The sequence below is a fragment of the Mucilaginibacter sp. P4_D1 genome, assembly GCF_056401935.1.
Window position 1 is genome coordinate 55,204 of record NZ_JBFUIJ010000028.1, and the last position, 16,501, is coordinate 71,704.

Sequence of the window (16,501 nt, forward strand, 5' to 3'; positions counted from 1 at the left end):
AACCAGTTAAGAGTATGCAAGTTATTTTTGGAGTCTTTTTCCATTTTATCGGCGGGTTCGCATCGGGGAGTTTTTATATTCCCTACAAAAAAATTAAGGGCTGGGCCTGGGAGAGCTACTGGATAGTAGGTGGCATTTTTTCCTGGCTCATAGTTCCGCCGCTGGCCGCATGGTTAACCATACCTGGCTTTGCCAATATCATTAGCCATACCAGCACATCCGTAATCGGGTGGACTTACTTAATGGGCTTACTATGGGGCATCGGAGGGCTCACCTATGGCTTAGGTGTACGATACCTTGGGGTATCACTGGGCAGTACTATTATATTGGGCCTTTGTTCGGTATTCGGGGCATTAATACCATCGGTATATTATGACCTGGTTCCAAAAGAGGGTAAAGATACGTTTAGCATGATGCTACATAACCAATGGGGGCAGTTTGTATTATTAGGTGTGTTGGTATGTGTTGCTGGTATTGTTATATGCGGTAAAGCCGGTATGATGAAGGAGAAAGAGCTATCATCAGATAAAACCATCGCCAACGAAAATAAAGATTACCGTTTTGGGCTGGGCATCTTCGTAGCTGTAGTATCGGGGGTGTTAAGTGCTTGTTTTAACTTTGGCATCGAAGCGGGAAAATCAATGGCAGATACCGCAAACAATCTTTGGCAGGCTGCACACCCGGGACAGGGTAACTTTCTGTATCAAAACAATGTAACCTACATTATCATACTGTGGGGTGGTTTAACTACCAATTTTATCTGGTGTATGGTGCTAAACGCCCGCAACAAAACGTTTGGTAATTATACCGATAAAAAAACGCCGCTGCTAAAAAACTACTTGTTTGCGGCACTGGCCGGCACTACCTGGTTTTTACAGTTCTTTTTTTACGGTATGGGCGAAAGCAAAATGGGCAACGGGGCCAGTTCATGGATTTTGCACATGGCCTTCATTATCCTGATAGCCAACACCTGGGGCCTGGTGCTAAAAGAATGGAAAGGCGTTAGCAAAAAAGCATTTGCTACTGTAATTGCCGGTATAGCCGTAATTATACTATCGGTGCTTGTGGTGGGCTACGGTAATTCGTTAAAATAATTATTGAATTATTGATTGACTGAATTATTGATTGAGCTGCAATGCGGTGTTATCAATAATCAGCAAACATTAACTCAACAATTAAAATAAAATCAATAATTCACTAACTCAATAATTCAACAATTAAAATACATATGTCTGTCAAAACAACACAATTTAAGCATGTAAGCTACCTGTGGGATGATGCTAAAGCAGCCGGGCTTGCCGGCGACGAGGTAGCATTATTAATATACCGATCCAACTTATTAGGTGCCGATTTGCGATTAACTAACTATGGCGGAGGCAATACTTCGTGCAAAGTAATCTCCAAAGACCCTTTAACCGGCAGTGATGTTGAAGTAATGTGGATTAAGGGATCGGGCGGCGACATTGGAACATTGAAAAAAAGCGGTTTGGCAGCTCTATATGTCGACCGGCTGCGTAGCCTTAAAAATGTTTACCGTGGCGTAGAACATGAGGACGAAATGGTTGAACTGTTTAATCACTGTATTTATGACCTGGCATCAAAAGCGCCGTCTATTGACACTCCGTTACACGGCTTTTTACCTTTCAAACATATCGATCACCTGCACCCCGATGCAGCTATTGCTATCGCCGCAGCAAAAGATGGTAAAAAAATAACGCAGGAACTTTTTGGCGGCACCATTGGCTGGGTAGAGTGGAAAAAACCAGGCTTTGAGCTGGGCTTGCAATTGAAACAATGTCTTGACGAAAATCCCGGCATCCGTGGCATCATGTTAGGTTCGCACGGCTTATTTACCTGGGGCGATACAGCTTATGAAAGCTACGTTAACACATTAGAAGTAATTGAGCGCTGTGCCGAATACCTGGAAGAAAACTATGGCAAAAAAGCCCCCGTTTTTGGCGGTCAAAAAATTGAAAGCCTGGACGATGCGGGCCGAAAAAAGCAGGCTGCCGCCATTGCCCCTATCCTGCGTGGCTTTTGCTCGAGCGAGCGCCACATGGTTGGGCATTTTACCGATGATGCCCGCGTGCTGGAGTTTATCAACTCGAATGATCTTGATCGTTTGGCGCCGTTAGGCACCAGCTGCCCAGACCACTTTTTGCGGACAAAGATTAGTCCGCTGGTATTGAATCTTGCACCGGGCGAAGATTTGAGCGACGTTAAAGCTTTACAGGAGCGCCTGACACCTGCGTTTGAGGCCTACCGCCAAATGTATACCGATTATTACAACACCTGCAAGCACGAAAACAGCCCCGCTATCAGGGATACCAACCCGGTAATTATCCTTTATCCGGGTGTTGGTCTATTCTCTTTCTCAAAAGATAAACAAACCGCCCGTGTTGCAGCTGAGTTTTATACCAACGCCATCAATGTAATGAAGGGTGCCGAGGCTATATCAGAGTATACGTCGCTGCCACGCCAGGAAGCATTTGACATTGAATATTGGTTGTTGGAAGAAGCCAAGCTACAACGCATGCCAAAGCCAAAAGCGTTATCGGRCAAAATTGCCTTAATAACAGGCAGTGCCGGCGGTATAGGCAAGGCTATCGCCAAAAAATTTGTTGATGAAGGCGCGGTTGTGATCCTTAACGATATGAATGCCGAACGTTTGGAAAGTGCTGGCGAAGAATTTAAAAAGCTGTACGGCAAAGACTCATATGCCACCGCAGTGCTTGATGTTACCAATAGCGAACAAATTGATTCGGCGTTAACGGTTGCCGCCCTGGCTTTTGGTGGGGTGGATATTGTGATTAACAACGCCGGCCTGTCTATTTCAAAATCTATTGCCGATCATACCGATAAGGATTGGGACTTATTGTACGATGTGTTGGTAAAGGGCCAATTCTTTATTACCCAGGCCGCCGTCGCCACCATGAAAAAGCAAGCTATCGGTGGCGATATCATTAACATTGTAAGTAAGAACGCGTTAGTAAGCGGACCAAACAACGCGGGATACGGTTCTGCCAAGGCAGCCCAACTACACCTGAGCCGCTTAAACGCTGCCGAGTTAGGCGCAGATCACATTCGCGTGAATGTGGTTAACCCGGATGCCGTTATCAGCGATAGTAACATCTGGGCCGGCGGCTGGGCCGAGGGACGTGCAAAAGCTTACGGCATCACCGTAGCCGAACTGCCTGCCTACTATGCTAAACGTACCTTATTAAACGAGGTGATTTTACCAGCAGATATTGCCAATGCCTGCTTCGCCTTTACCGGCGGCCTGCTCAACAAATCAACCGGCAATGTGTTGAATGTTGATGGTGGTGTGGCGATGGCGTTTGTGAGGTAGGCAGCCCCCTCTAAATCTCCACCTGAAGGGGGAGACTTGAAAACATAAACCTTGGCTAAAACCGGGGAATTAAATTGTCCTTTTTAAGCCCTCCCCTTCAGGGGAGGGTTTGGGTGGGGCTTAACCATTATAACAATGCAATTAGAGAAGAGCATAATCGAAGAAACTAACCATCAGCAACAAGCCGCGCACCAGCGTAAGTTTAATTTTGTTGCGGAGGATATAAAAGGGTTGGACACCATCCTGAAAAAATTAGGTGATTTTAATATCGCCATACCAAGTTGGGCCTTAGGTACCGGCGGCACACGTTTCGGCCGTTTCTCTGGCGGTGGCGAACCACGCAGCCTGGAAGAAAAAATTGAAGATGTGGGTTTAATTCATGCATTAAACCGCAGCAGTAATTCCATTTCGCTGCACATTCCATGGGATATCCCTAAAAATGCTGATGCTATAAAAGCGCACGCCGCACAATTTGGACTGCATTTTGATGCCGTAAACTCCAACACCTTTCAGGACCAGGCAACACAGGAGCTGAGCTATAAATACGGCTCGTTGCACCACGTAGATAAGGCTGTGCGCAAACAGGCCATTGCCCACAATATCGAAGTTATTAAGTATGGTGTCGAGTTGGATTCAAAAGCTTTATCGGTTTGGTTATCCGACGGATCAAATTTTCCGGGGCAACTGAACATGCGTGGCGCTTTTGAACGTACGCTGGAAAGTTTACAGGAAATTTACGAAGCCCTGCCAGCCGATTGGAAAGTTTGGGTGGAGTACAAACCTTACGAGCCGAATTTTTATTCAACTACTATTGGCGATTGGGGCCAATCCTACCTCCTGTCGTCCAAATTAGGCATCAAGGCACAAACCCTGGTGGATTTGGGGCACCATTTGGGCAGCACCAATATTGAGCAAATTGTTTCTTTATTGCTGATGGAAGGCAAGCTGGCCGGCTTCCATTTTAACGACTCTAAATATGGCGATGATGACCTTACCGTCGGCAGCATCAATCCATACCAGCTGTTCCTGATATTTAATGAACTGGTAGAAGGCATGGATGCCCGCGGCATGAACCACGCGACCGCGATTGGCTGGATGATTGATGCCTCGCATAATGTGAAAGACCCTATCGAGGATCTGATCCAATCGGTAGAAGCCATTAAAATTGCCTATGCACAGGCCTTATTGGTTGATGTAACTGCGCTAAAACAAGCGCAACAGGATAATGATGTAGTTAAAGCACAGGAAATATTACAGCATGCTTACCGTACCGATGTACGCCCGCTATTAGCCGAGGCACGTTTACGCGCCGGCGGAGCATTGGATCCTCTTGCCTTGTACAGGGCACAGGCCGTACGTAACCAATTGATTAAAGAACGCGGGGCAAAAGCTGTATCAACCGGATTATAATATGGCGCAAATACCCGTTATAGCTGTTTTTGATGTGGGAAAAACCAACAAGAAGCTGTTCCTGTTCGATGAAAACTACAAGATAGTTTTTGAACGCACAGCCCGCTTCACGGAAACCCACGACGAAGATGGCGACCCATGCGAAAACCTCGATAGCCTGCGCCTGTCGGTATTTGATTCGCTGCGCGAGATTTTTAAGCATAAAGAGTTTGATTTAAAAGCGGTCAATTTCTCTACCTACGGCGCAAGCTTTGTTTATGTAGATGAAGATGGCACCCCGCTAACCCCATTGTATAATTACCTTAAACTATATCCGCCAGAGTTGAGCAGGCAGTTTTACCAAACCTATGGCGATGAAGCCCGGTTTGCACGTGAAACTGCCTCGCCGGTTTTGGGCAACCTAAACTCGGGTTTGCAATTGTACCGGCTTAAATACCAGCAACCGGAGGTGTTTAAAAAAATCAGGTACGCCCTGCACTTGCCCCAATACATGAGCTACCTGTTAAGCGGCCAAATGGTTACCGATTTAACCAGCATAGGCTGCCATACTGCCCTTTGGGATTTTGCCGCAAATGACTACCACAAATGGGTAAAAGATGAGGCTATACTACCTAAAATGGCTCCGCTAAAGCCTGCCGATAGTGTTTTACCATCTGTGTTTCCGGGCAGCACGTTTTGTGTGGGGGTTGGCCTGCATGATAGCTCGGCAGCGCTTATCCCCTACCTGGTAAGTTTTAACATGCCCTTTGTACTCATATCAACAGGCACATGGTCTATCAGTTTAAACCCATTTAACCAAACACCCCTTACTGCTGATGAATTAAAAAACGACTGCCTTAACTACCTGCAATACAAAGGTAGCCCGGTAAAAGCTTCACGACTGTTTACAGGATACGAATATGAGCAACAGGTAAAAAGAATAGCAGATCACTTTAACCGGGATGTTATTATTTACAGGACCATAAATTATGATGCGGCGATTGCAGCAAAGCTAAACCTGCGTAACAGTGGGTTAACGAGCAGCAAACAGGATGGAGAGCTGCAAAAGTCGGTTTTTGAACAGCGGGATTTAAATGATTTTGCCGACGATATTGAAGCCTATCACCAATTGATGATAGACATTGTTAATCAGCAAACCATATCAACTAACTACGTACTACAAGGCTGTACGGTGCAAAGAATTTTTGTAGATGGCGGGTTCAGTAAAAACAGCGTGTTTATGCACCTGCTGGCCCTGGCCTACCCTCAACTGGAGGTTTACGCCGCCTCCATGGCCCAGGCTACGGCTGTTGGCACGGCATTGGCCATCCATTCCTGCTGGAACAGTAAAACACTGCCGCATGATTTAATTGAGCTGAAGTATTATTCGGGGGTAAAAGAGATCGTTTAGAGGAGACTTAAGAAGTTAGAATCAGGAAACAAACTTTTTATTACTCCCCTCCCTGTCATGTTGTGCTTTCGAGGTGCGTAGGCCTGTCACCCTGAGCCTGTCGAAGGGTCGCGCGGACAGGCCTTTGCCCGCGATGCTTTGACAGGCTCAGCATGACAACGACTTTTGTATGCCATTTCCCCTTCAGAATTTCGCGAAATTTTACAACTCAGCATGACAAGTGGAGGAAATGTTGTTTTTAAATCTCCTTCACCAGCCCCAAAATGTCCCCCAAAACCACGGCATCTTTAATAATCCTTTCGTGCCCGAGTTCAAAATATTCATGCGTAACGATATCCAGGTTAAAAGCCAGAAACTCCTGCAAATAGTCATAAGGCGATACCTTATCTTCCTTGTCAAAAGCCAGGCAATGCTTTAGCGCCCCGCTTATGTGTTTGTTGTTAATATCGAAATAAGAAGCATCCAGTTCAAAAAGTTCCCTGAAACTTTCAAAAAATTTTTCCTGTACCGATACCGGTACTTCGGCAGCATTCATCGTGGCTTTAAAGTTTTCTTTTAGTTTAATTAATGGGGAGATGCTGATTTGCAGGGTCGGTTTAATATTAGTTTCGTTTATGGCTATAACGTTGGCCATGGCCCCCAATGAATGCCCTATTATAACATCCGGTGCGCCATATCGGCTAATAATAGCCTCGGCAGCTTTTGCAAATAATATCAGGTTGGATAGTTCCCCTTCCGAACTGCCATTGCCCGGCGCATCAAAGGCAATGATCTGGATATCGTCAATCGCTTTTAATCCGGTTATCACCTCATCAAAATCAATGGCCTTTGATCCCCAGCCATGGGTTATCAAAACCTTTTTATTGCCGTTGCCCCAAATAAAACCATTAAAGTTTAATATCGATTTTGCAAAATGCGGATCATCAACCGGCAATGTAAACTTTTCGGCTTCATCTAACAATTGTTGCTGCTGTAACCTCGGCTGCATTTTGGGCGAATAGCAGATAAGCTGCCAAAGCATATCCGTTAAATCAACATCTTCTTTATTTTCCAACGCGAGGATGTGGCGGTGCAATAGTTTTAGTTTCTTCATGAGGCAGTGGCATGTTCAGAAAACAAATATAAAAAAATGCTGAGCGACCGGTGTCCTGAAAAGGTAAAACTCGCCCTTCAGGGGGCCGGGGTTACTTCCCTCTGCCCAGCCACAACAAACTGTTGATAAGCAGCTGGTTTTGCGTATCGTTATCAAAAGTGTAAGATAAAGTACGGTTAGTGCCTCCGTCATAATCCATATCATTATGGCCCATGTTAAAGTAAACCATACGATATTTTTTATTGGTCCATACTACCGGGTAGTAGCCGCTGTGCCATATTTCATATTGTTTAGGGCCATTACCTAACGGAAAACTGGTCGAATCGATAGACAACAAAATCTCAATATTCGGGTTCTTGCGCAAATCGTGCTCCCACCGGTACCATTCATTAGGCTGCGTTTTAAATGTGGCCGGCAGACCGCGGGTTACCGGGTGTTTAGCGTCTTCTACCCTTAAAATGGCCGGGGTTGGGTGCCAGGTATTACTCACATACTGGCCAGATCCCAAGAACTCGTTATGGTACCAATCCCAGTTTTGAGGATAATCTGAAGGTGTGAGCGCAAAAGCCGAAAAATGGAAACCCATCCAGCCGCCGCCATTTTTCATATATTGTTCAAACGCGGCGCGCTGAGCAGGGTCATCCGGCCGGGTATCTAAAAACAGCACAACCTGGTATTTGGACAGGAAAGCAGCGTTCATATTACTCCAATTGTTGGTAGAATCGTAGGTGAAATTGTATTTTTTTCCCATCTCCGGGAAACGCTTGTTGGCTTCGTGCATAAAGCTGATGTGAGCCTTGTCATTACGGCCTGTATAAAAAGCTATTACTTTAAAAGACTTATTTTTTTGCGCGCTGGCAGTATAAAAACTCAGGCAAACGATGCATAGTACAGCCGCCAATGCAGCGAGTTTTGAGATACGGATACTCATGGTTGATGCTTTGGTTTATTTCCTATAAAACTAAGCCATTTTATTTAAAATAGATAAATGCCAGCTTATTAAGATTTAAAGTAGTTGTATGATTAGCTGCAGATCGGTGAAATCTCGTGCAATCAGTGAAATCTAATCAAAAAAAACAGCCGCTGCATTACTGCAGGCGGCTGCCCCTAAGCTATTGTCCCTGATTACATAACTTATTGTTCAAAAGTATCCTATCCGTTTGTTAAAATTACCACGGGTAATACGGATTTATCATTCGGATTTTACGGTTTTGTAATTGGGGATTTTACGTATAAATGCTGATACAACAAATAAAAATGCCTGGTTTGCAGTGCAACCAGGCAGGGATATTAAATTTAGGTTTATAAGTCGGTATACTAACCACAAGATACAACTTTTTGGAATAAAATCAATTTAATATAATTAAAAAGAAAATACATTTTTCAATACAGTTAAATAACATCACCAAATTATCGCCGAAGTACTATTAAGGTATAATTATTAACTATAAACCAAAATAATCGTCGATACTTTTGCCTATTACCTGTAAAGGGATTTTATGATTGCCAAAGCGATGCTCAACCACTTCCCAGCAATCGGCACTTACCTTAGTTATGGTATGAAATGAAGAATGACTAAAAACGCTAAAAACTGTAGTTTTCCCGATAGCCGACTGTATAACCTTGTAAGTTCGTTGATCAACCTGTAATTCAAATGACTCCATTGTATAGTTTACCAAAACTATCACGCGGGCCGCGCATATGCAAGTGTAAGCACCCCGTGTTTTAACCTACAGCACAGTAGGTGTTTTAACGGGGTACGATGCCGCTAAAAAAGGGGAACGGCCCTTGCCGTCTTTAAAATCCTCAGTTTTATTACCTGTCGTTATTAATATTTTTTGCCATTCCCGTATCGAAAACTACGTGTACAATTACAAAATTGCGTGGCCGGTTCCAAAATCTGCTGCTTTAACCACACGTTCGGTTATTTAACAACAATTTTCCTTTCAACGCTAAAATCCCGCCTTGAAACTATTATTTTGCGGTATGAACATTCTTCGCTCCCTTGTAGTTTTTATAGTTGCCGGTTTATGCGAAATTGGCGGCGGCTATTTAATATGGCAATGGCTAAAACAGGATAAACCCCTGTGGTATGGCATTTTGGGCGGTATTATACTGGCCGCTTATGGTGTGGTAGCAACCTGGCAATCGGCCGGCTTTGGGCGGGTATATGCAGCGTATGGCGGTATTTTTATCATAATGGCTTTGATATGGGCCTGGCGTGTTGACGGTTTTAAGCCCGACAGGTACGATGTAATTGGCGCCCTGGTAGCCTTGGCCGGTGCATGCATTATCATTTTTACACCACGCGGAAAATAAACACTGCGCATCTCACCCGTATTTTTTTATTCTGTTTGTTAACCAAATTAACGGCATAATCTCCCGCCATTGCCTCCGCAAAAATAATATCATAAAAAGCAACAAATAACCAAACAAAGCATGGCTTAATTTGTAATACAATTAAGTTTTGCTTTTTATTTAAATTATAACAAAATAATCACTACCTTAGCATTATCATACTAAATGTTAATAATTATGGAAAAATTAATAATATTAAGAATGTTTTTCTGCTTCCCATTGTTTGGGTTGCTATTACCAGACGCAGGCGTTTTACTTTCAAAAAACCCAGGCAGCATACCGTTAACCCACATCGGTATTGAAACAGGGCTCATTTTTTGCATCCTGATTTGTACTGCTGCAATTAGCTACGGTAAAAAACGCGGCCAGATACTGGAAGATTAAAACAACAAGTTGCTGCTGTGGGCATAATAATGGTTACTGCACCAGTTAATTTGATATAATCACCTGGTGAATAACTCAGGTACAAATGGGGCTATTATGCCCCAAATTTCCTCTACAGTATAATTCCTCTGTTTTTTTTGCCTAAATTTCAATACATTGGCTTTCGGTATAGCCTTTGCTCTACCGATATCGGTATTTTTATCGACATTTGATCAACAGCCATTTCTTAAATGAAAAAAGTCCTATTCCTCCTACTTTTACCGGTTACTGCATTTGCTCAAACAGCAAACATTTATATCCAAAACGGAAATGCCAGGGCTAATGAAAAAGACTATAAAGGAGCTGTTCAAAATTTCACAAGAGCTATCGAATTAAATGATAAAAGCAGCGATGCTTATTTCTATCGTGCAAATGCAAATGGCAACCTTCATGATTTTAAGTCGGCCATTGCCGATTATGCTAAAACCCTTGCACTTAAGCCCGATTTTACTACTGCATATTTTTATAAAGCAAATGTCGAAAGCAATGTGCAGGACTACCAGGCTGCTATTGACGATTTTAACCGGGCAATTGCATTAGGCCCCAAAACGGCCGAAATGTTCCTTTATCGGGGCAATGCAAAATCAAACCTTAAAGACTATGCAGGTGCCATTGCCGATTTCACGATAGCCTTACAGTTATCGCCGGATAAGGCAGAAATTTATGAATATAGAGGCCTGGCTAAAAACAACAAAGGGAATTTTGCTGCCGCCATTGACGATTACAATATCGCCATCAAACTAAATCCCCAAAAAGGTGCCGTTTATGGGTACCGCGCCGGTGCAAAAGCCAGCATCGGCGATCAGAACGGAGCAGTTGCCGACTATACAACCGCAGTGACCATTAATCCTCAAAACGCTGAAGCTTTTTTATACCGTGCAAATGCCAAAGCCGAACTCCAGGATTTTAAAGGCGCTATTGAGGACTATAAAAAGGCAGCCTCGATAAATCCGGAACTCAAAAATGTTTTTCTTTACCTGGCCAATACCCAGGGCAAAATGGGCGACAGTAAAGGTGCGCTAGACTATTTTAACAAATCAATTACGCAGCATCCCCAACTTGCCCTACTATATCTCTACCGCGGTGTAGTTGAGAGCAATATGAATAATTATGAGGCAGCTATGAATGACTTTAACAAATCAATTGCATTAGGTAACAGGAGTGCCGAAGCCTATCAAAGCCGGTCATATGCAAAACTATCTGCAAACAACCCTTCAGGAGCTAAACTGGATGCTGATACTGCGATAGCCATTGATCCTAAAAACATAAATGGCTATATAAGTCGCAGTAAAGCAAAATTGGCAATGAAGGACACTACCGGTGTAATGGCCGACCTTGCCCTGGCCATAGCCATTGATGGCAAAAGCGACGAAGCCTACCTGGTACGTGGCGATACCCATCGCGATCTTGGTGATATGGTGGCCGCCATAAATGATTACACAAAAGCTATCCAGGTAAATCCAAACTATACGTATGCTTATTTAAACAGGGCAATTGAAAAAGATAAGATGAATGATAGGATTGGCGCTGTGAGGGATTTTGAAAAGCTGATAGCTATAGCACCAAAAAAAGAAGAAGCGTACACCCGGCTGGGAAATGTGAGCAATTTTTATAAATACACCGCCAATGGCGTGCAATTATTTACTACGGCTATCGCCCTAAACCCGGCCAATTCAAATTTTTACCTGCACCGCGGCGAAGCTAAAGCTGCAAGCGGCGATCTGGCCGGCGCCATGGCCGATTTTGACGCGGGCCTGGCCAAAAACCCTAAAAACACCGCCATACTACTTAAACGCGGTTTGGTTAAGGCCACTAAAGAAGATTACGTAGGTGCAATGGCCGATTTCAACACCTCGTTAAAAATAGATTCTATATCTGATGCGGCGGCTTTGCCCTATCAAAACAGAGGCTATATAGAAACCAAACAAGGCAACTATAAAGCGGCCATGAAAGACCTTGACAAGGCAGTTTCTATATTTTCAAACGAAGAGACTTTCTTATTCAGGGGCGATCTGAGGCTTATTTTAAAAGATTATGCCGGCGCGGCCGACGATTATCATAACGGTATCTATCTTAACCCTACCTACGCCAGGGCGCTATCCCATAGCGGTATAGCCAAAAGTTACCTCGGCGATACACAAGGTGTAAATGACGATTTTGCAGCTGCCTTAAAAGCCGATCCAAACAGCGCGGATACCTATACCGACCGCGCCGCTGCCAAGGTAAACCTGAAGGATGCCGCAGGCGCAGTTGCCGATTGTAACCAGGCTATAAAACTTAATTTGAAGTACTCCCGCGCCTATTTGCAACGCGGCCTTGCCAAAATAGCCCTTAATGATAAGGTTGGGGCATGCGCCGATATGAATAAAGCCGCCGAATTTGGATCGAAAGATGCCGCCGCAATTATTGCAAAATACTGCAAATAACGACCACCCGCCCAAAGCGCGGGCTAACTCCGGGGCGATAAAAAAACCAGGCATCATTACGAAACCTGGTCATTTATCCTTTGAATTTTGACTTTTTAATTTTGAATTACTAAACCGCTTTTCTGCCCTCGTCTTGTAAATGATCACGTAACTCCTTCAGCTCCATTTCATAGGCACGCATTCGGGCCTGCAAAATATCAACTTCGGTACGCATCATTTGTATTTCGGTAATCAATTTGGCCGATTCGGGTTTGTTAATTTTTTTTTCACCTGTACCCAAAATAAGCCATTCGGGTGAGTATTTAAGTTGAAAACAGAGTTTACGGATAAGATAGTAGCTAATATCCTGTTTTTTGTTAACCACCTTACTGATAAAACCCTGGTCGACACCGATAGCCGTGGCCAAGCCCATTTGGCCGCCGTGCTCCTGTACAATTACTTTTAGTCGTTTTATGATTGCTTCGTCAGACATATTATGCCTGCAATAATAAGCAATTTATTCATTGGTTCATTGGTTCATTGGTTCATTGGTTCATTGGTTCATTGGTTCATTGGTTCATTGGTTCATTGGTTCATTGGTTCATTGGTTCATTGGTTCATTGGTTCATTGGAACGCGGGCATAGCGGGCAGAACGTTTTAAGCCTGGCTTCCTGAAATCACCTGCACGCCATCAGACAAGACCAATGAACTAAAGAACTACTAATGAACCTCTACCATGCGCAATAGCTCGCTGAGGTGCTTGTTATAAGTGCTGATACTTATTCGTCCCGATTTATAATCAGATGTTAACTTTTGAAATTGTTGCTCGGCATTTGAGGGTGCCGTGGTATTGTTAAAAACGCGATTTAACCTATCCAGCTTTTGGCCAAGACTTTGCATTAACAATAAAGGCTCAACATCGTTGGTTTGATGTAATATTTGATTCACCTTACGACGCTGTTTTTTATCAAAGTATAATATTAAAAACACAGCGGCTGTTCCCAGGATTACAAAAAAGTAAAAAGCGTCCATAACATTAAAATTAATAGTGGCTAACTACTTGTGTAATACGCTAATTTTAAACTATTGGTTGCCGAATATTTAATAAAAGTTTTCAACAGCTTAACAGAGGGTTAACTAAAAGCCCACCTTATGCTCATTTTTTTGAATTATTTGATTGTTTTACAAAGCCGTATTTTAGCGAGCTCTTTTTTTATCTGCTTTAAAAAGCGGTACTTTGTATTTACTTAATATAGCGCAAACAAAACAACATTTTAATACGCTTATACTATATGAAACCAGGAGATAAGGTAATTTGCATTAATGACAAGATAGATCCCGAAAAAAGCGAAGAAATACGGCGCGATTTTGAGATTTGGATAACCAGGGATAAGGAATATACCATTCGTGAGATACTGGATAATAATGGCATTGTTACGGGCGTATTGCTGGAAGAAGTACACAACTTTCCTAAGTTTTTTAAACTTATAAACCGTTTCCAGGAGCCTGCGTTTGCCCAATGGCGTTTCCGCAAGCTAAATTATGCCAGCCAGCCGGCAGAGGCACTAAGCGAAGTAGAGGAATTGATAGAGCAACTGGAAAAAAGAACAGCAACAGGTAAAAGTTAAATAGTAACCCGGATAAATAAATTAAGCCACCGAAACTCATATCACGTATTTAAATAAAGATTTTGTAGGCGAATTAGAAATGAATTAAAATCAGCGTACTGAATTTTAATTCTGCTGATTTTAATTCATTCTTAGGCATCTGGTTAACAGAGCACCAAATTAAAGCTGATTGACGAGGCGTAAAATATATGCAATTCATGTCAATTGGCATAAATTCCATCATAAGTCCCGGCAGCTTCTGTTTCTACAAGTTGGGTAAGTATGGCTTTTAACGTTGCTTCGCGCGCCCATTGCTGCTCAACGGCTGACGCATCCTCCTGGTACCATTTAAGCGGGCTGTTAATTTCTATGCGGGCTTTATAAACAAAGTTTTTTGTGGGGTGCATTTTGCTCCCCTCGTAACTATTAAAATTTTCTGCCTTAATTACTTTCGCAAAATCCCGCGCTTTTACATCCAACTGTAAACACTCATCCAGCGAGTTTTTAAAATCCTGCTTGTCCTCCAACCATAAAATCAGGGTATCATCGGTAAGGTCATGATCGGCAACGGCTATACGGCTATAATCATAATCAACAGATATAATCATCCACCATAGTTGATCTTTCAATTTTTGTGTAATTTTCATTTTTCGTTAGTTTATTGGTTTTGTTTATTAGTTCAATGGTTTATTAGTTCATTATTCATCATCCGGTTGGCGTCGTGTAAACTATTGCGGTTCTTAAGTAAATACTGCAAACTGCTTACTAGTAACTGCCATCTGCAAACCGGCAACTGCAAACTGCTCACCGGAAAGCAGGTATCCAGCCGGGGGTGTATTTTTGAATGGCGGTAATTTCTTTACTTAGTTTTTGACAGGCAGCCAGGTAAGCCTGGTAACGCAGCAACGGCTCGGGCAAATCGTTATTACTATCGATATTTAATTCCGGTGAAAACACCGCCGTTGCAATTGGTTGATTTAAGGCTGAGTAGGCAATATGCATATGTTTAAATTTTTGATTATTTATATTTTCGGCTGTTAATTGCTAAACATTCCTCTGTATTGTATTTCTTTAAATTTCATGTAATTAAATTTGTTTTTGATTTAATTTAACTTACATTAGCAATAGATAACAGGACAAATATAAAGAATTATCTTTAACTTAATCAAGAAAAATCTGTAATTATTTTTTCGCCATGGATGATGCATTAAAACCAAATAAAATCAAAACGATTCGCCCCGAAACATTAGAGTTTATTATTCTGTATACTCAATTAAAAGGAAAAGCATTTGCAGGCAATGCGCAACTTGCAGAAGCATTAGGCTTTAACTCGCCCAGTTCCATTACCGAAATTGTAAAGAGCAGGCAGAATATCGATCCAAAAAAATTCAGAATTTTTAAAGAAAAATATAAAGAATTTATAAACAATAAAAAACCCGCAATTAATCAAGAAAAAATTACAGTAAATAAAGCAGAAGAAGGCATTCCGATGTATGAAATTATTGCAACCGCATCGGGTGTAGAAGTGTATAATGATATTAATGACTCCCAACCAGTGGGGCGCATGAATTTTCCGGGCATCGAGGATTGTGACTTTGCTTTGCCAGTTTGGGGCCACTCCATGTATCCATACCTGGAAAATGGTTGCTGGGTAGCCTTAAAAATTATTCACGATAAGAAAATATTGCCGGGCGAGGTTTACTATATTGAATGGGGCGATTACCGCATGTATAAAAGGCTATTGGCCGGCGATAGCCCCGATGAAGTAATAGCCCACTCGGATAACACTACTGAAATGATTGGTAACCGTCTTAAGTATGCCCCCTTCCCTATCAACATTGCCGATATTAAAAAACTTTGTCTTGTAAAGGACATTCATAAAAAACACAATCATTAGTCGAAAGAAGCTAATGTGCAAATTTCAAATATGTAGATTTTAGATGTAAGGCTATTCCATTCAGGCAATCGGGCCACTCATCCTGAATATTATACAATCGAGGTCGGTTTTTACATTTTCAAGCAGCTCGTCAATTTCGGCCTGGGACAGACCTTCCCTGAAATCATTCCGGGCAGTGTTACTCAAATATTGCAGGTAAGGAGTAATCATGAGATTGTGTTTTCTATTTAAACGATCGCCATCATAAGCTATCATTTTAAACAGTTTACTAAGATGAGCGAAATAATCTCGTTTAGTTAAACCCTCAATATCAGCCGATTCCTTTTTTATTTGTTTCAAAAACTCTTCGGGAATCATAATTTATTATTTAACTTTATAATCCGTTGTCTATATACCTCAGCAAAGGTATAAACAAACGGCCGACTCCCCTGCACCGTATCGAATTTATATTGCAGCGGTATCTATACCAAAATATAAATTTCACCGTTATTGTATTCTTATAAGTTGTAAAACAAATTAATAAATATTTCGTTTACCGATATAACAATCAACATGGCAAGCCAGGTAC

18 protein-coding genes are annotated in these 16,501 nt (G+C 42.4%); 10 read left to right on the forward strand and 8 right to left on the reverse strand.

What is annotated here, in order from left to right:
• Nucleotides 1-14 precede the first annotated feature (14 nt).
• From rhaT to AC1DV1_RS20830, 4 genes are all read left to right on the forward strand, one after another.
• The gene (gene rhaT, locus AC1DV1_RS20815; RefSeq protein WP_477362809.1) at nucleotides 15-1,094 is read left to right on the forward strand and encodes an L-rhamnose/proton symporter RhaT; all 1,080 of its coding nucleotides are present in this window, start codon (nucleotides 15-17) and stop codon (nucleotides 1,092-1,094) included.
• A gap of 134 nt (nucleotides 1,095-1,228) precedes the next feature.
• The gene (locus AC1DV1_RS20820) at nucleotides 1,229-3,349 is read left to right on the forward strand and encodes a bifunctional aldolase/short-chain dehydrogenase (RefSeq protein WP_477362812.1); all 2,121 of its coding nucleotides are present in this window, start codon (nucleotides 1,229-1,231) and stop codon (nucleotides 3,347-3,349) included.
• A 135-nt stretch (nucleotides 3,350-3,484) separates the two neighbouring features.
• The gene (locus tag AC1DV1_RS20825; RefSeq protein WP_477362815.1) at nucleotides 3,485-4,759 is read left to right on the forward strand and encodes a sugar isomerase; all 1,275 of its coding nucleotides are present in this window, start codon (nucleotides 3,485-3,487) and stop codon (nucleotides 4,757-4,759) included.
• Nucleotide 4,760: 1 nt separating this feature from the next.
• Nucleotides 4,761-6,149 carry an FGGY-family carbohydrate kinase gene (locus AC1DV1_RS20830; RefSeq protein WP_477362818.1) on the forward strand — a complete coding sequence of 463 codons (1,389 nt, stop codon included), beginning with the start codon at nucleotides 4,761-4,763 and terminating at the stop codon, nucleotides 6,147-6,149.
• Nucleotides 6,150-6,387: 238 nt separating this feature from the next.
• On the opposite strand, the gene AC1DV1_RS20835 is transcribed toward AC1DV1_RS20830, so the two are convergent.
• The 3 genes from AC1DV1_RS20835 to AC1DV1_RS20845 form a co-directional block, all read right to left on the reverse strand.
• Nucleotides 6,388-7,242 carry an alpha/beta hydrolase gene (locus AC1DV1_RS20835; protein ID WP_477362822.1) on the reverse strand — a complete coding sequence of 285 codons (855 nt, stop codon included), beginning with the start codon at nucleotides 7,240-7,242 and terminating at the stop codon, nucleotides 6,388-6,390.
• Nucleotides 7,243-7,333: 91 nt separating this feature from the next.
• Complete coding sequence (locus AC1DV1_RS20840) at nucleotides 7,334-8,173, reverse strand: ThuA domain-containing protein (RefSeq protein WP_477362826.1); 840 nt, start codon at nucleotides 8,171-8,173, stop codon at nucleotides 7,334-7,336.
• A gap of 514 nt (nucleotides 8,174-8,687) precedes the next feature.
• A complete protein-coding gene (locus AC1DV1_RS20845) occupies nucleotides 8,688-8,906 on the reverse strand; it encodes a hypothetical protein (RefSeq protein WP_477362829.1) in 219 nt (72 codons plus the stop codon).
• A gap of 322 nt (nucleotides 8,907-9,228) precedes the next feature.
• Between AC1DV1_RS20845 and AC1DV1_RS20850 the strand changes: the two genes are divergently transcribed.
• From AC1DV1_RS20850 to AC1DV1_RS20860, 3 genes are all read left to right on the forward strand, one after another.
• Nucleotides 9,229-9,561, forward strand: coding sequence for a YnfA family protein (locus AC1DV1_RS20850; protein ID WP_477362832.1), 333 nt, complete (start codon nucleotides 9,229-9,231; stop codon nucleotides 9,559-9,561).
• A gap of 216 nt (nucleotides 9,562-9,777) precedes the next feature.
• Complete coding sequence (locus AC1DV1_RS20855) at nucleotides 9,778-9,984, forward strand: hypothetical protein (protein ID WP_477362835.1); 207 nt, start codon at nucleotides 9,778-9,780, stop codon at nucleotides 9,982-9,984.
• Between the two features lie 230 nt (nucleotides 9,985-10,214).
• On the forward strand, nucleotides 10,215-12,449 hold the full coding sequence (locus tag AC1DV1_RS20860; RefSeq protein WP_477362838.1) for a tetratricopeptide repeat protein: 2,235 nt from the start codon (nucleotides 10,215-10,217) through the stop codon (nucleotides 12,447-12,449).
• A gap of 109 nt (nucleotides 12,450-12,558) precedes the next feature.
• Here AC1DV1_RS20860 and AC1DV1_RS20865 read toward each other — a convergent pair whose 3' ends face one another.
• Nucleotides 12,559-12,921: a hypothetical protein gene (locus tag AC1DV1_RS20865; protein ID WP_477362841.1), complete on the reverse strand. Its 363-nt coding sequence runs from the start codon at nucleotides 12,919-12,921 to the stop codon at nucleotides 12,559-12,561.
• Nucleotides 12,922-12,924: 3 nt separating this feature from the next.
• Here AC1DV1_RS20865 and AC1DV1_RS20870 point away from each other — a divergent pair, with 3 nt between their 5' ends.
• Nucleotides 12,925-13,104 (forward strand): hypothetical protein, encoded by a 180-nt coding sequence (locus AC1DV1_RS20870; RefSeq protein WP_477362844.1) that lies wholly within the window; start codon nucleotides 12,925-12,927, stop codon nucleotides 13,102-13,104.
• Between the two features lie 45 nt (nucleotides 13,105-13,149).
• Here AC1DV1_RS20870 and AC1DV1_RS20875 read toward each other — a convergent pair whose 3' ends face one another.
• Nucleotides 13,150-13,461 (reverse strand): hypothetical protein, encoded by a 312-nt coding sequence (locus AC1DV1_RS20875; protein ID WP_477362847.1) that lies wholly within the window; start codon nucleotides 13,459-13,461, stop codon nucleotides 13,150-13,152.
• Nucleotides 13,462-13,721: 260 nt separating this feature from the next.
• Here AC1DV1_RS20875 and AC1DV1_RS20880 point away from each other — a divergent pair, with 260 nt between their 5' ends.
• Nucleotides 13,722-14,057, forward strand: coding sequence for a hypothetical protein (locus AC1DV1_RS20880; RefSeq protein ID WP_477362850.1), 336 nt, complete (start codon nucleotides 13,722-13,724; stop codon nucleotides 14,055-14,057).
• A 200-nt stretch (nucleotides 14,058-14,257) separates the two neighbouring features.
• On the opposite strand, the gene AC1DV1_RS20885 is transcribed toward AC1DV1_RS20880, so the two are convergent.
• Nucleotides 14,258-14,683, reverse strand: coding sequence for a hypothetical protein (locus tag AC1DV1_RS20885; RefSeq protein ID WP_477362853.1), 426 nt, complete (start codon nucleotides 14,681-14,683; stop codon nucleotides 14,258-14,260).
• Nucleotides 14,684-14,840: 157 nt separating this feature from the next.
• Nucleotides 14,841-15,038, reverse strand: coding sequence for a hypothetical protein (locus tag AC1DV1_RS20890; RefSeq protein WP_477362856.1), 198 nt, complete (start codon nucleotides 15,036-15,038; stop codon nucleotides 14,841-14,843).
• A gap of 193 nt (nucleotides 15,039-15,231) precedes the next feature.
• On the opposite strand from AC1DV1_RS20890, the gene AC1DV1_RS20895 reads away from it, so the two are divergent.
• The gene (locus AC1DV1_RS20895; RefSeq protein WP_477362859.1) at nucleotides 15,232-15,933 is read left to right on the forward strand and encodes a S24 family peptidase; all 702 of its coding nucleotides are present in this window, start codon (nucleotides 15,232-15,234) and stop codon (nucleotides 15,931-15,933) included.
• Nucleotides 15,934-15,993: 60 nt separating this feature from the next.
• Here AC1DV1_RS20895 and AC1DV1_RS20900 read toward each other — a convergent pair whose 3' ends face one another.
• On the reverse strand, nucleotides 15,994-16,290 hold the full coding sequence (locus AC1DV1_RS20900; RefSeq protein WP_477362862.1) for a hypothetical protein: 297 nt from the start codon (nucleotides 16,288-16,290) through the stop codon (nucleotides 15,994-15,996).
• Between the last annotated feature and the right edge of the window lie 211 nt (nucleotides 16,291-16,501).

Excerpts from the sequence above, each read along its gene's own strand:
- AC1DV1_RS20885 (WP_477362853.1), bottom strand. The coding sequence starts at position 14,683 with ATGAAAATTACACAAAAATTGAAAGATCAACTATGGTGGATGATTATA.
- AC1DV1_RS20830 (WP_477362818.1), top strand. The coding sequence starts at position 4,761 with ATGGCGCAAATACCCGTTATAGCTGTTTTTGATGTGGGAAAAACCAAC.
- AC1DV1_RS20850 (WP_477362832.1), top strand. The coding sequence starts at position 9,229 with ATGAACATTCTTCGCTCCCTTGTAGTTTTTATAGTTGCCGGTTTATGC.
- rhaT (WP_477362809.1), top strand. The coding sequence starts at position 15 with ATGCAAGTTATTTTTGGAGTCTTTTTCCATTTTATCGGCGGGTTCGCA.
- AC1DV1_RS20825 (WP_477362815.1), top strand. The coding sequence starts at position 3,485 with ATGCAATTAGAGAAGAGCATAATCGAAGAAACTAACCATCAGCAACAA.
- AC1DV1_RS20880 (WP_477362850.1), top strand. The coding sequence starts at position 13,722 with ATGAAACCAGGAGATAAGGTAATTTGCATTAATGACAAGATAGATCCC.
- AC1DV1_RS20840 (WP_477362826.1), bottom strand. The coding sequence starts at position 8,173 with ATGAGTATCCGTATCTCAAAACTCGCTGCATTGGCGGCTGTACTATGC.
- AC1DV1_RS20865 (WP_477362841.1), bottom strand. The coding sequence starts at position 12,921 with ATGTCTGACGAAGCAATCATAAAACGACTAAAAGTAATTGTACAGGAG.
- AC1DV1_RS20875 (WP_477362847.1), bottom strand. The coding sequence starts at position 13,461 with ATGGACGCTTTTTACTTTTTTGTAATCCTGGGAACAGCCGCTGTGTTT.
- AC1DV1_RS20845 (WP_477362829.1), bottom strand. The coding sequence starts at position 8,906 with ATGGAGTCATTTGAATTACAGGTTGATCAACGAACTTACAAGGTTATA.
- AC1DV1_RS20890 (WP_477362856.1), bottom strand. The coding sequence starts at position 15,038 with ATGCATATTGCCTACTCAGCCTTAAATCAACCAATTGCAACGGCGGTG.
- AC1DV1_RS20835 (WP_477362822.1), bottom strand. The coding sequence starts at position 7,242 with ATGAAGAAACTAAAACTATTGCACCGCCACATCCTCGCGTTGGAAAAT.
- AC1DV1_RS20855 (WP_477362835.1), top strand. The coding sequence starts at position 9,778 with ATGGAAAAATTAATAATATTAAGAATGTTTTTCTGCTTCCCATTGTTT.
- AC1DV1_RS20860 (WP_477362838.1), top strand. The coding sequence starts at position 10,215 with ATGAAAAAAGTCCTATTCCTCCTACTTTTACCGGTTACTGCATTTGCT.
- AC1DV1_RS20900 (WP_477362862.1), bottom strand. The coding sequence starts at position 16,290 with ATGATTCCCGAAGAGTTTTTGAAACAAATAAAAAAGGAATCGGCTGAT.
- AC1DV1_RS20895 (WP_477362859.1), top strand. The coding sequence starts at position 15,232 with ATGGATGATGCATTAAAACCAAATAAAATCAAAACGATTCGCCCCGAA.
- AC1DV1_RS20870 (WP_477362844.1), top strand. The coding sequence starts at position 12,925 with ATGCCTGCAATAATAAGCAATTTATTCATTGGTTCATTGGTTCATTGG.